The organism is Paraprevotella xylaniphila YIT 11841 (genome assembly GCF_900683745.1).
GTDB classification, from domain to species: Bacteria; Bacteroidota; Bacteroidia; order Bacteroidales; family Bacteroidaceae; genus Paraprevotella; species Paraprevotella xylaniphila.
In genome coordinates this window covers 1,323,530-1,335,941 of the sequence record NZ_LR215980.1, presented here as the reverse complement: position 1 = coordinate 1,335,941, position 12,412 = coordinate 1,323,530, and the positions used below count along the sequence as shown (strand labels likewise).

The 12,412-nt window shown below is 50.0% G+C and carries 9 protein-coding genes; 7 read left to right on the top strand and 2 right to left on the bottom strand.

From position 1 onward, the window contains the following. Window positions 1–18 precede the first annotated feature (18 nt). On the top strand, window positions 19–1,656 hold the full coding sequence (locus E0E47_RS05695; RefSeq protein WP_130893169.1) for an ABC-F family ATP-binding cassette domain-containing protein: 1,638 nt from the start codon (window positions 19–21) through the stop codon (window positions 1,654–1,656). Window positions 1,657–1,802: 146 nt separating this feature from the next. Beyond that, window positions 1,803–5,027, top strand: coding sequence for a carbamoyl-phosphate synthase (glutamine-hydrolyzing) large subunit (gene carB, locus E0E47_RS05690; protein WP_130893168.1), 3,225 nt, complete (start codon window positions 1,803–1,805; stop codon window positions 5,025–5,027). 61 nt (window positions 5,028–5,088) lie between these two features. On the opposite strand, the gene E0E47_RS05685 is transcribed toward carB, so the two are convergent. Beyond that, entirely contained in the window at window positions 5,089–5,970 is an 882-nt protein-coding gene (locus tag E0E47_RS05685; protein ID WP_008616733.1) for a hypothetical protein, read from the bottom strand. Window positions 5,971–6,159: 189 nt separating this feature from the next. Here E0E47_RS05685 and E0E47_RS05680 point away from each other — a divergent pair, with 189 nt between their 5' ends. Genes E0E47_RS05680 through E0E47_RS05670 form a run of 3 tightly spaced genes read left to right on the top strand, consistent with a single transcriptional unit; the run spans window position 6,160 to window position 9,462 of the window. Further along, complete coding sequence (locus E0E47_RS05680; RefSeq protein ID WP_130893167.1) at window positions 6,160–7,536, top strand: DUF5690 family protein; 1,377 nt, start codon at window positions 6,160–6,162, stop codon at window positions 7,534–7,536. A 24-nt stretch (window positions 7,537–7,560) separates the two neighbouring features. Beyond that, window positions 7,561–8,349, top strand: coding sequence for a phosphonoacetaldehyde hydrolase (gene phnX, locus E0E47_RS05675; protein ID WP_130893166.1), 789 nt, complete (start codon window positions 7,561–7,563; stop codon window positions 8,347–8,349). A 21-nt stretch (window positions 8,350–8,370) separates the two neighbouring features. Further along, window positions 8,371–9,462, top strand: a complete 1,092-nt coding sequence (locus E0E47_RS05670; protein WP_130893165.1) for a 2-aminoethylphosphonate--pyruvate transaminase — start codon at window positions 8,371–8,373, stop codon at window positions 9,460–9,462. A gap of 112 nt (window positions 9,463–9,574) precedes the next feature. Here the strand turns inward: E0E47_RS05670 and E0E47_RS05665 are convergent, their stop codons facing one another. Then, window positions 9,575–10,339: a YaaA family protein gene (locus tag E0E47_RS05665; protein ID WP_130893164.1), complete on the bottom strand. Its 765-nt coding sequence runs from the start codon at window positions 10,337–10,339 to the stop codon at window positions 9,575–9,577. A 390-nt stretch (window positions 10,340–10,729) separates the two neighbouring features. Between E0E47_RS05665 and E0E47_RS17255 the strand changes: the two genes are divergently transcribed. Beyond that, window positions 10,730–10,912 carry a hypothetical protein gene (locus E0E47_RS17255; protein ID WP_172604659.1) on the top strand — a complete coding sequence of 61 codons (183 nt, stop codon included), beginning with the start codon at window positions 10,730–10,732 and terminating at the stop codon, window positions 10,910–10,912. Window positions 10,913–11,356: 444 nt separating this feature from the next. Continuing rightward, complete coding sequence (locus E0E47_RS05655; RefSeq protein ID WP_232038347.1) at window positions 11,357–12,412, top strand: hypothetical protein; 1,056 nt, start codon at window positions 11,357–11,359, stop codon at window positions 12,410–12,412.

The following is a 12,412-nucleotide window of genomic DNA, read 5'->3' as shown; positions in this document are numbered from 1 at the left end:
CATATTTAAAAATAATTTATGGTATCTGTAGACGGACTGGCCGTGGAATTCGGCGGAACGACTTTGTTTAGCGATATTTCTTTTCAGATTAACGAGAAGGACCGTATTGCCCTGATGGGAAAAAACGGGGCAGGGAAGAGTACATTGTTGAAAATATTGGCCGGGGTGCGGCAACCGACGAGAGGGCGTGTCACGGCTCCTAAGGATTGTGTGATAGCCTATTTGCCACAGCACTTGATGACGGAAGACGGGCGTACGGTATTCGAAGAGGCTTCGATGGCCTTTTCCCATTTGAAGGAGATGGAAAAGGAAATAGAAGCCATGAACCAAGAGCTGGCCATCCGTACGGACTATGAGAGCGAGGATTATATGGCTTTGATAGAGAAGGTGGCCACGATGAGCGAGAAGTTCTATGCCATCGACCTGACCCATTTCGAGGAAGATGTGGAAAAAGCCTTGTTGGGATTAGGATTCGAGCGTTCGGACTTTACGCGTCCCACGAGTGATTTCAGCGGAGGTTGGCGCATGCGCATCGAGTTGGCCAAATTGTTGTTGCAGGATCCTGACGTGCTGCTGTTGGACGAGCCGACCAACCATTTGGACATCGAGAGCATACAGTGGTTGGAGCAGTTCCTGACGGAGAGTGCCCGTGCCGTAGTGGTTATCAGCCACGACCGCAAGTTTGTGGACAATATCACGACGCGTACGATAGAAGTCACGATGGGGCGTATCTACGATTACAAAGTCAATTACAGCAAATACCTGGAACTTCGTAAGGAACGGCGCGAACAGCAAATGAAACAGTATGAAGAGCAACAGAAGATGATTCAGGAAACCAAAGACTATATCGAGCGTTTCAAGGGCACGTACAGTAAAACGTTGCAGGTGCAGAGCCGTGTGAAGATGTTGGAAAAGTTGCAGATTATCGAGGTGGACGAGGAAGATACGTCGGCTTTGAGGCTGAAGTTTCCGCCTTCGCCCCGTAGCGGGAACTACCCGGTGACGATGGAGGATGTGGGTAAGTGTTACGGTGACCACCGTGTGTTCGGTGGTGTCAACCTGACGGTAGAGCGGGGCAACAAGATTGCTTTTGTAGGACGTAACGGTGAGGGTAAGTCCACTCTGGTGAAATGCATCATGGGTGAGATAGAGCACGAAGGCACGCTGACGTTGGGACATAATGTCCAAATCGGTTATTTTGCCCAGAATCAGGCTTCGTTGTTAGACGGAGAACTGACGGTGTTCCAGACGATAGACGATGTGGCCCAAGGGGAAATCCGCACGAAGATACGCGATTTGTTGGGGGCTTTCATGTTCGGAGGAGAGGAAAGCACCAAGAAGGTGAAGGTGCTCTCGGGGGGAGAACGTACACGTCTGGCGTTGCTCAAACTCCTGCTTAACCCGGTCAACCTGTTGATATTGGACGAACCTACCAACCATTTGGACCTGAAGACGAAAGACATTTTGAAGCAAGCCTTGGTGGCGTTTGACGGCACGCTGATTGTGGTGAGCCACGACCGGGACTTCTTGGACGGATTGGTTAGTAAAGTGTACGAATTTGGTCATGGAAAGGTGCGTGAGCACCTGTGTGGCATTTATGAGTTTTTGGAACAGAGAAAATTGGAGAACTTGCAAGAGTTGGAGCGGAAACGTTGATTTTTGCCCCCTTTGCCGATATTTTCCCGTGAATTTCTGGGAGAAAAAAAATAGAATGCTTAATTTTGCCCCAATTTTGGGATTCTGTGTAAAGCAGGGCTTCTGAAAGCGTGTGATTGTAAAACAACTATAATTCTGAAAAGAGGATGAAGAAACAATTCAAAAAGGTCTTGGTTTTGGGTTCCGGAGCGTTGAAAATCGGTCAGGCCGGTGAATTCGATTATTCCGGTTCGCAGGCACTGAAAGCATTGCGCGAAGAAGGTGTCCGTTCTGTGTTGGTTAACCCTAACATCGCTACCATTCAAACTTCCGAAGGAATTGCCGATGAGGTCTATTTCTTGCCGGTCACTCCTTATTTTGTGACGGAAATCATTAAAAAAGAACGTCCCGACGGCATTTTGCTGGCATTCGGAGGCCAGACGGCGTTGAACTGTGGAACGGAACTGTACCGTAACGGAGTGCTGGAGGAATACGGCGTAGAAGTGTTGGGGACTTCGGTAGAAGCCATCATGTACACGGAAGACCGTGACCTTTTCGTGAAGAAACTCGACGAAATCCCGATGAAGACTCCTGTCAGCAAGGCTGTAGAGAATATGGAAGACGCCTTGGCCGCAGCACGTGAGATCGGTTACCCGGTCATGATTCGTTCGGCTTACGCATTAGGCGGTTTGGGTAGCGGCATCTGTCCGGACGAGGAACGTTTCATCGAATTGGCCGGTAGTGCCTTTACTTTCGCACCGCAGGTCTTGGTGGAAGAATCCTTGAAAGGTTGGAAAGAAATCGAGTTCGAGGTCATCCGCGATGCGAACGACCATTGTTTCACCGTAGCCAGTATGGAAAACTTCGACCCGTTGGGCATCCATACGGGCGAGTCCATCGTAGTGGCACCGACTTGTTCGCTGACGGAAGAACAAGTGACGATGTTGCAGGATTTGTCTAAGAAATGTATTCGTCATCTGGGAATCGTAGGCGAATGCAACATCCAATATGCTTTCAATGCCGAGACGAACGATTACCGTGTCATCGAAGTAAATGCCCGCTTGAGCCGTTCTTCGGCGTTGGCTTCCAAGGCCACCGGTTATCCGTTGGCCTTTGTGGCGGCCAAGATTGCCTTGGGATATACGTTGGACCAGATAGGCGAGATGGGCACGCCCAACTCAGCATACGTGGCTCCTTCGTTGGACTACCTGATTTGCAAGATACCACGTTGGGACTTGACGAAATTCGAGGGCGTGTCGCGTCACATCGGTTCGAGCATGAAATCAGTAGGCGAAATCATGTCTATCGGCCGCTCGTTCGAAGAGATTATCCAAAAAGGTTTGCGTATGATAGGCCAGGGGATGCACGGTTTTGTGGGCAATGACCACGTGCATTTCGACCAACTGGACGAAGAACTTTCCAACCCGACGGATTTGCGTATTTTTGCCATGGCACAAGCTTTGGAAGAAGGGTATACCATACAGCGTATTTATGAGTTGACGAAGATAGACCCGTGGTTCATCGGCAAGTTGAAGAACATTGTCGATATGAAAAAAGAACTGGAGGGACATGATACGTTGGAGTCCGTTACTCCTGAGTTATTGCGTGAGGCCAAGCGGTTGGGCTTCTCCGATTTCCAGATTGCACGTTTCGTACTTAAATCGAAAGGTACCAACATGGAGAAGGAGAACCTGCAGGTGCGCCAGTACCGTAAGCAACTGGGTATCTTACCGGCTGTGAAGCGCATCAACACGGTGGCATCCGAACATCCGGAACTGACGAACTACCTCTACATGACATACGGCACGGATGGCTACGATGTCAATTATTACAAGAATGACAAGTCAGTCATCGTGTTGGGTTCCGGCGCTTACCGTATCGGTTCTTCCGTGGAATTCGACTGGTGTTCCGTCAACGCGGTACAGACCGCACGCAAGTTGGGCTACAAGTCCATCATGATCAATTATAATCCCGAGACGGTTTCGACGGACTACGACATGTGCGACCGTCTCTACTTCGACGAGTTGTCTTTCGAGCGTGTGCTCGACGTGATCGACTTGGAGCAACCGGGCGGTGTCATCGTGTCCGTGGGCGGACAGATACCGAACAACTTGGCCATGAAACTCCATCGCCAGTCGGTACACATCCTGGGCACGTCCCCTGTGTCTATCGACCGTGCGGAGAACCGCAACAAGTTCTCGGCCATGCTCGACCGCCTCGGCATCGACCAACCGGCTTGGCAGGAGCTGACTAGCTTGGACGACATGAAGGCTTTCATCGACAAGGTGGGTTATCCCGTATTGGTTCGTCCGTCGTACGTGCTTTCCGGTGCGGCCATGAACGTATGCCACAATGAGGAACAGTTGACCCGTTTCTTGGAAATGGCCCGTGAAGTGTCGAAAGAATACCCGGTAGTGGTGTCCCAATTCATGCAGGAGACGAAAGAAGTGGAGTTCGATGCCGTGGCACAGAACGGGGAAGTGGTGGAATACGCCATCTCGGAACATATCGAATATGCCGGTGTGCATTCGGGCGACGCCACATTGGTGTTCCCGGCCCAGCACTTGTATTTTTCGACCATGCGTGCCATCAAGAAAATCAGTAGCCGCATTGCCCGTGAGCTGAACATTTCCGGTCCTTTCAATATCCAGTATTTGGCTAAGGGGAACCAAATCAAGGTCATCGAATGCAACCTCCGTGCGTCCCGCAGTTTCCCCTTCGTGTCGAAGGTGTTGAAGCGCAACTTCATCGAGACCGCCACACGTATCATGTTGGATGCACCGTACGACCGTCCCGACAAGTCGGTGTTCGACATCGACCGTATCGGCGTGAAAGCTTCGCAGTTCTCGTTCGCCCGTTTGCAGAATGCCGACCCCGTGTTGGGCGTGGACATGTCTTCCACCGGAGAAGTCGGTTGTTTGGGGGACGATTTCAATGAGGCTTTGCTGAATGCCTTGATTGCTACGGGCTACAGTGTGCCGAAGAAGGCGGTGATGCTTTCGTCCGGCGCGGTACAGTCCAAGGTAGACCTTTTGGAACCTAGCCGCATGTTGGCCGCCAAGGGATATGATATCTATGCCACGGAGGGCACGGCCCGTTTCTTGAATGACAACGGCGTGAAAGCGATAGCCGTGCACTGGCCCGACGAGCATACGGCTGCCGAGAACAACGTGTTGACGATGATAGCCCAACATAAGTTCGATTTGATTGTCAATATCCCTAAGGATCAGACCAAGCGTGAACTGACGAACGGTTACCGTATCCGTCGCGACGCCATCGACCACAACATACCGTTGATGACGAATGCCCGTTTGGCCAAGGCGTTCATCGAGGCGTTCTGCCAGATGGATATGGAACAGATCCAGATAAAGAGTTGGCAGGAGTATAAATAAGATATAAGATAGAAGAAGCCGCGCTTTTGTCCGTCGGAGGCAGAAGCGCGGCTTTTGTTTTTCAGAGTTCCAGCATCTTTTTTTCCCGTTCCAAGTCTTGGGTATCCAATGACGGGGACGGGACGGTACAGGTCTTGATGAAATCTCCCGGTTGACACGTATAATTATAATAAGGTAGGAGGTCGTCCGGTATTTGTTCTTTGGGAATGATTTCGCCTTTCAGCGCCAAAAAATCGTCCATGTCCGTGCTGTCGGAATGCTTGACGAAGAGAATCCGGCGTGCAATCGGGTTACGGTTGTAGTCGAGACAGAGGTAAAGCCCCTTCAGCATTTTGGGAAAGTCATACATGGGGAGTTGCAGGTAGATGGTAAAAAGAGCCAGTTCCGGGCTCTCACGTTCGTTGAACAGGATGTAGGAACTCGTGTGATTGTTGAAAAGCCCCACGCCGGAATGGGTGGTATTGTAGGCACTCATGTGCACCACCCGTACGTATTCGTTGTTTTCGGAAGCCGTGATGAGGTAAGGCTCCACTTTCAGGGCATCGGCAGCCGACGAGAGACTGTAGCTGATATAAATGCCGCTGTAATTATAGGCTTCCTGCGCGGAAACCTGCGATTCTCTGGCCATCATGTCCCAAAAAGGGCTTTTTCTCTTTTCTCCACCTTGTGGCGGTTCCAGTTCAAAAAGCCTTTCTTTCATGTCTTCCAGATTCCCGAGCAGCCGTTTCTTGGATACGTTGTTCACTTGCGAGAGGGCATAGTCCAAAGCTTCTTCCTCGGCAATGCCTTTCTTTACTTCGCCGATAAAGGTCGGCAGTACGCTGGAGTAGAGCGAAGAGAGCACACTGGCCGCCATTTGCGTATGGTCGGCGATTTCTTTCATCTTCACTCCGTTGTTTCTTAAGTATTCTATGCGTTTGTAAATTTCAAAAAGTTCGTTCATTATACCTTTTATATTGTATTACCGACTGCAAAGTAAATACATTCATGTTATAGTTCCGTTGCATGAATGTTTCATTAATGTTACATAACAATTCGTTGATTTCATGAAAGTTATTAATAATAGAATTTCATTTTTCCGTTTAGGAATACATGATAACTTTGCCGTCGAAAACCAAGAAACGATAGAAAAATGGAGATTATGGAATTGAAGGCAAATCAGAAAAAGACTCTCTCGGATGTGTTGTTCATCTTGTGGGCCGGCGGTGCGGCTTTGTTGTCTTATTCATTGGTATATGCACTTCGCAAGCCTTTCACGGCAGCCACGTTCGACGGGATTGACTTTTTCGGAATGGACTATAAGACGGCCACGAGCATCGTGCAGATTGCGGGTTATTTCCTCTCCAAACTCATCGGAATCAAGGTGATTTCGGAGATGAAAAAAGAGAACAGGCTGAAGTTCATTATCGTCTCTGTGGCTGTGGCCGAATTGTCTTTGGTGTTGTTCGGAGCGTTGCCCCGTCCTTATAATGTCTTTGCCCTGTTCTTCAACGGGTTGTCGTTGGGTTGCATGTGGGGAGTGATATTCAGCTTCTTGGAAGGTCGGAGGGTGACGGACTTATTGGCCAGCCTGATGGGTTTGAGTATCGCCATCAGTTCCGGTACGGCCAAGTCGTTGGGGCTTTTCGTGATGGACGGGCTTCATGTCAGCGAATTCTGGATGCCCGCGTTCATCGGTGCGTTCGCTTTCCCGTTGCTTTCCTTGTTGGGATGGGCGATGACCCGGCTTCCGCATCCTACGAAGGCCGACATGGAATTGCGTACGGAGCGTGTGGCTCTCGACCGCAAGGGACGTTCGGCTGTATTTAAGAGCTTCATGCCCGTGTTGTTGATGCTCTTCTTTGCCAACCTGTTCATTACCGTGTTGCAAGACCTTAAAGAAGACTTCCTCGTGAAAATCATCGATGTGAAGGCGGCAGGGTTGTCTTCTTGGGCTTTTGCCCAAATCGACGCTACGGTCACTTTGGTGATTCTCGTACTGTTCGCGGCCATGTCGATGGTGAAGAGCAACGTCAAGGTTCTCTGCCTTTTGTTGGCCTTGGTTACTTGCGGCTGTGCCGTGTTGAGCAGTGTGGCCTTCCATTACGAGGCTTGGAATTTGCCCGTCACGCTTTGGCTTTTCCTGCAGAGCCTGTGCCTCTATACCGTCTATTTGAGTTTCCAGACTCTTTTCTTCGAGCGTTTCATCGCTTGTTTCAGGATAAAAGGCAACGTGGGTTTCTTCATTATTACGTTGGATTTCATCGGTTATATGGGTACGGTGTTGGTTCTGGTGTTCAAGGAATGTTTCAATCCCGATGTCGACTGGTTGCAATTTTATAACTTTGCGTGCAGTTATGTGGGCATCATTTGCAGTGTGTCCTTTGCCTGCTCTGCGGCTTACATCGTATGGCGTTACCGCCGGGAACGCCACCGTGGCCCGAAGAATTTCGTCTATGCTCCCTCTGCGCCGTTCCCTTGCGAGGGCGAGGAGTATGCCCTTTCCCCGGAAGTGATTAAAAACAGATAAACCATTTAGTTCAAACATAGAAACATGAAAAAAATTGAGTGCATCATTTTAGATTGGGCCGGTACGGCTGTGGATTACGGTTGCTTTGCCCCCGTGGCAGCTTTCATCGAGAGTTTCAACGAGATCGGCGTGCCGGTGACGGCTGCGGAGACCCGTGCTTACATGGGGCTGACCAAGATTGAGGAAATCCGTGCCCTGTTCAACATCGACCGGGTCAAGGCTGCATTCCGCGAGAAGTACGGTCGCGACTACACCGATGAGGACGTGCAGGCCCGTTACGAGGCTTTTCAGCGCGTGTTGTTTGATACCTTGGAGAATTATTCCGAACCGATACCCGGCGTGGTGGATACCGTAGAGGCATTGCGCAGGGCCGGTATCAAGATAGGTTCCACCACCGGATATACCAACAAGATGATGGACATCGTGATTCCGGCGGCGGAAAAGGCCGGTTACAAAGTGGACAACTGCGTGACTTCGGACCATCTGCCTGCCGGACGTCCTTATCCTTATATGGTCTACCGGAATATGATAGATTTGGCCGTACCGTCGGTGGATTGCGTGTTGAAGTACGGAGATACGATAGCCGACATCAAAGAAGGAGTGAACGCCAAAGTGTGGACCGTGGGTGTGGTCATGGGAAGCAACGAACTGGCCCTCACGCAGGAGGAAGTGGCTGCCATGTCGGCCGATGAATTGGACGCACGCAAGGCCGAAGTGCGCCGCCGCATGTTGGAAGCCGGTGCCCACTATGTGGTGGACGACATTACGGAACTTCCGGCAGTAATCGAGACTATAAACCAAAAAATGAATTAATACATTAAAAAAAACAAGAATATGAGACCTTATCTTTTGTTGACGCCTGGTCCGTTGACCACTTCAGAAACCGTAAAAGAAGCCATGCTGAGTGACTGGTGCACTTGGGATGAAGATTATAACGTGGGAATCGTGGAAGAAATCCGCAAATCGCTAGTGGAGATGGCCACGAAACATCCGGAAGAGTACACTTCCGTGCTGATGCAGGGTAGCGGTACCTATTGTGTGGAAGCCGTGTTGGGCAGTGCCCTCAAGCCGGGTGACAAGCTGCTTATCTTCAGCAACGGTGCTTACGGCAACCGCATGGGAGTCATTGCCGACCGCCACGGCATTGCCTACGACATGGTGGCTTTCGAGGAGACCATGCAGGTAGACCCCGAAGTGGTGGAGAAGAACCTGTCGCGCCACGGCGATGTGACCCACGTGGCTTTCGTGCACTGCGAGACGACCACGGGTATCCTGAACCCACTGCCGGAATTGGCCCGTGTGGTCAAGGCGCATGGCAAGAAACTGATTGTGGATGCGATGAGCAGTTTCGGCGGTGTGCCTTTGGATGTGCAGGAACTCGGCATCGATTTCCTCATCAGCAGTGCGAACAAATGTATCCAGGGCGTGCCCGGTTTCGGCTTTATCATCGCCCGCCGCAGTGAACTGATGGCTTGCAAGGGCGTGTCGCGTTCTTTGTCGCTCGACATCTACGACCAGTGGGAGACGATGGAAAAAGGTCATGGCAAGTGGCGTTTCACCTCGCCTACCCACGTGGTACGCGCCTTCAAGGAAGCCATGGAAGAGCTGAAGGCCGAAGGGGGAGTGGCAGCCCGTTACGCCCGTTACTGCAAGAACCACGAAGTATTGGTAAAGGGCATGGAGTCGCTCGGCTTCAAGGCATTGTTGCCGGCAGCCGTGCAGTCGCCGGTCATCACTTCGTTCCTTTATCCTGAGAAGGACTTCGACTTCAAGGCTTTCTATGCCGAGTTGAAAGCGAAGGGCTTCGTGATATATCCGGGCAAGATTTCCCAGGCCGACACTTTCCGTATCGGGAACATCGGCGACGTATATCCTGAAGATTTCGAGCGTCTGGTTGAGGCCGTGAAGGCTTGCCGTGAGGCTTGATCTCGATAAAATGTGTTGATAAGTGCGCCCGTCGGACAGGATTCCGGCGGGCGTGTTCTTTATGGCCTCGTGAAGGGTGGAACGGGCTTTGCCGGGAGATGCGGGCACATGGTTATGTTCCGGGCGTGAAAACCCAATGGTCGTCGTGGCTTTCATGGGGATTGAAACGGTAGCCTTCCCATTCGAAGGTTTTCAAATCTTCGGGATTTTCAATACGGTTCTTCAGGATGAAACGGGTCATTTCGCCCCGGCACATCTTGGCATAGACCACTACGGTGGACAACCGTCCGCCTTTGTAAGTATAAAAATCCGGGGTAACCACCCGCACTTCCCGGGTGACGCGTGTCCAGTCGAACAAGTTTTTCATTTCCGCACTGGCCAGGTTCACCAATATGCCTCCTTGTTGCCGTATGGTCGAAATGAAAGTGTCCGTCAGTCGTGCGCGCCAATAGGCGAACAGTGTGTGGCCTTCTTCCGGCAGCTTTACGTGCCCTTCCAACCGGTAGTTCCGGATGCGGTCGGCCGGTCGCAACAACCCGTAGAGAAACGAGGTAATGAACAGGTGGCTTTGGGCGTATGTCCAGTCTTCCGTCGTGAAATCTTGTGGCGCGATGTGCTTGAACACCATTCCCGTGTAGGCAGATAAGGCCGGAAGTCCGATTGTCCCTTCATCATGGAACGCACGGAATTGCAGGCCGGTGCGTGCCGCGATTTGAGGATTGACATGTAGCATGCCGGCCAGCTCCCCGGCTGTGAATTCCGTCATGGACAAAGCGATGTGGCGTGCCTCTTCGATGAACAGGGGAGAGGAGGCCGGGGGAAGAACCGTCGGCGTTTTTTCCGTCATCGTTTTGGCGCAAGAGATGAATGTGAGCATTTCCAGAGGGGATTTATGGGTTATGTTGAAATCATTTTGATGGCAAAATTAGGTAAAAATGAATCTTTTTGCTACTTAATTAGTGTTTTTTAGACTTTTAGCTCTGCATGAAAAGGAGCAAATAGGATGGATTTCGGCAGAAAAATGCCATTCTTTCCACTTGATTGCGGTAAAATGTCCGCAGAAAATATGATTTTTATGTGCCGAAATAAAAATCGTTCGGCTGAAAGCGAAAAACGAATCTCAGCCGATTGAATGTGAAAATTCGTAAAAACGATATTTTCGAGGGTTGTAGGAAGGGAAAAGCTGGCCAGAAACGGACTTTTTGTCTCTATTTGGGCGTTTCGGATGTGCAAGCATGGGTTGACAAAGTGCCGCACTGGATGCTTTATGGCTTACAGCCCGACGGGTTTCTTGCCGGAGGAGGAGGGGGATGTCTGCCGTTTTGTCGCTTTTTCCGCGAAAAGCTGTCTTTTGGGTTATGGCATGAGTCGCGAGATTCGCGTGTTTGTGTTTGCTGCGCGGTGGACACCGGAATATGGAAACCGCGAGTGGACACGGTGGACAAAATGACAAAAAGTAAGTTCCCCATTTCCCTTTTTGGAAGCTTGCAGAAAAAGTTCCGGTTTTTCTTTTGTGGTGTTCAAATAAATTTCATATCTTTGTATCAAGTCCCGTAGTGTCGGGATGGTAGAATAGAAGAGAGCGTCTTTTTGGAAATTACTTTGTCGCAATAGAAAATCCCCAAATTCTAAATGAGAACGCAAAGTGATACAACAGATGCTCACGCTTCATGTATATACCCGTGCTTGCATTCCCTGTTTCGTCGGGGGATGTGGGTACGTATATCCATAAGCGTGAGGCTGTTGTTTGGCTGTTTGCGTTTTCACCGGAATGGGGATTCCGCTATTGTGGCAAGCAGTCCGGCAAGCAGCCTCACGCTCCTCTTTAAATCTTGGTAATAAATGTAAACAGTCCGGTGGATGGCTGACGGACGCAATAAAAAAGATGGAGAATATGAAGAAATTTTTTCTCTTGATGATGGCTTGCGGCGCGGCTCTTTGGGGACGTGCGCAGCAAGGGACGGATGTCCTCATGGCAACCCTTCAACACGGGGATGAGGTGAGTGTGTATTACGGTAAAACGGCCTTGGAGGAAGCTTACACGGCTGCTGCGGACAGCGGGGACGTGGTGACGTTGAGTGCGGGGGTGTTTTCTTTTTCTAATCATGAATTTCAAAAATCATTGTCTGTTGTAGGGAATGGTTTTGTGTCAGACATGGAGAACGGGATATATCCTACAATTATTGAAGATGGTCTTTATTTTAAACCTCGGGATGTAGTGGATGATGACGGTGAAATGGTGAAGGAAGGTGTAAAAGTTGATGGAATCCGATTAGAAGGTCTTAAGCTTTCTTATGTATTATTTCAAAGCTCAGGTGTGATTCGGGATTTTCAGATTGTGAAATGTCAGTTAAGCGGCTCTGAACGTCCTCTTCTTTTTGAATCCAGTACGGAGAACTTTGTTTTACGGCAAAGTGTCTGTGATGGTGTGCAATTCGGCGCAGGTAATGGGTGCAACCATCAAAATTTTTATGTTTGTGGCAGTTATGTCGCGGTTATAGATTTTCCTAAAGAGTATTGTACCGTAAATGTTGACCATTCATTGATAAATTCTTTGTATCAAAATGAATTGGTTGGGCTTTCATTAGGCAATAGTATCGTGAAGGCATCTAATATTTCGAGTGGCGTAGTGGCTAATAATTGTGTTTTTATAGATAATACTCCGTACAATCTAATAGGTGCGGGTAATTGGGTGAATTGCAAGCTCGCCGGAATCTTCGAGGAAAGCATGAACGACATGGCATGGGACGGCGTGAAGACATTCAAGCTGAAATATCCCGAAGAGTACGTAGGGACGGACGGCATGCAGGTCGGACTTTACGGTGGTCCTTATCCCTACAACCCTACGCCTTCCATACCCCAAATCAAAGAAAGCCATATCGACACGACTGTGGCCGCCGACGGCAAGCTGAAAGTGAGCGTGACGATAGAGGCACAAACCGAAGACTAA

Bases quoted from the DNA above. Each gene is read 5' to 3' on its own strand.
- carB (WP_130893168.1), top strand. From the start codon at position 1,803: ATGAAGAAACAATTCAAAAAGGTCTTGGTTTTGGGTTCCGGAGCGTTG.
- E0E47_RS05695 (WP_130893169.1), top strand. From the start codon at position 19: ATGGTATCTGTAGACGGACTGGCCGTGGAATTCGGCGGAACGACTTTG.
- E0E47_RS05680 (WP_130893167.1), top strand. From the start codon at position 6,160: ATGGAGATTATGGAATTGAAGGCAAATCAGAAAAAGACTCTCTCGGAT.
- E0E47_RS05655 (WP_232038347.1), top strand. From the start codon at position 11,357: ATGAAGAAATTTTTTCTCTTGATGATGGCTTGCGGCGCGGCTCTTTGG.
- E0E47_RS05685 (WP_008616733.1), bottom strand. From the start codon at position 5,970: ATGAACGAACTTTTTGAAATTTACAAACGCATAGAATACTTAAGAAAC.
- E0E47_RS05670 (WP_130893165.1), top strand. From the start codon at position 8,371: ATGAGACCTTATCTTTTGTTGACGCCTGGTCCGTTGACCACTTCAGAA.
- E0E47_RS17255 (WP_172604659.1), top strand. From the start codon at position 10,730: ATGGCTTACAGCCCGACGGGTTTCTTGCCGGAGGAGGAGGGGGATGTC.
- E0E47_RS05665 (WP_130893164.1), bottom strand. From the start codon at position 10,339: ATGCTCACATTCATCTCTTGCGCCAAAACGATGACGGAAAAAACGCCG.
- phnX (WP_130893166.1), top strand. From the start codon at position 7,561: ATGAAAAAAATTGAGTGCATCATTTTAGATTGGGCCGGTACGGCTGTG.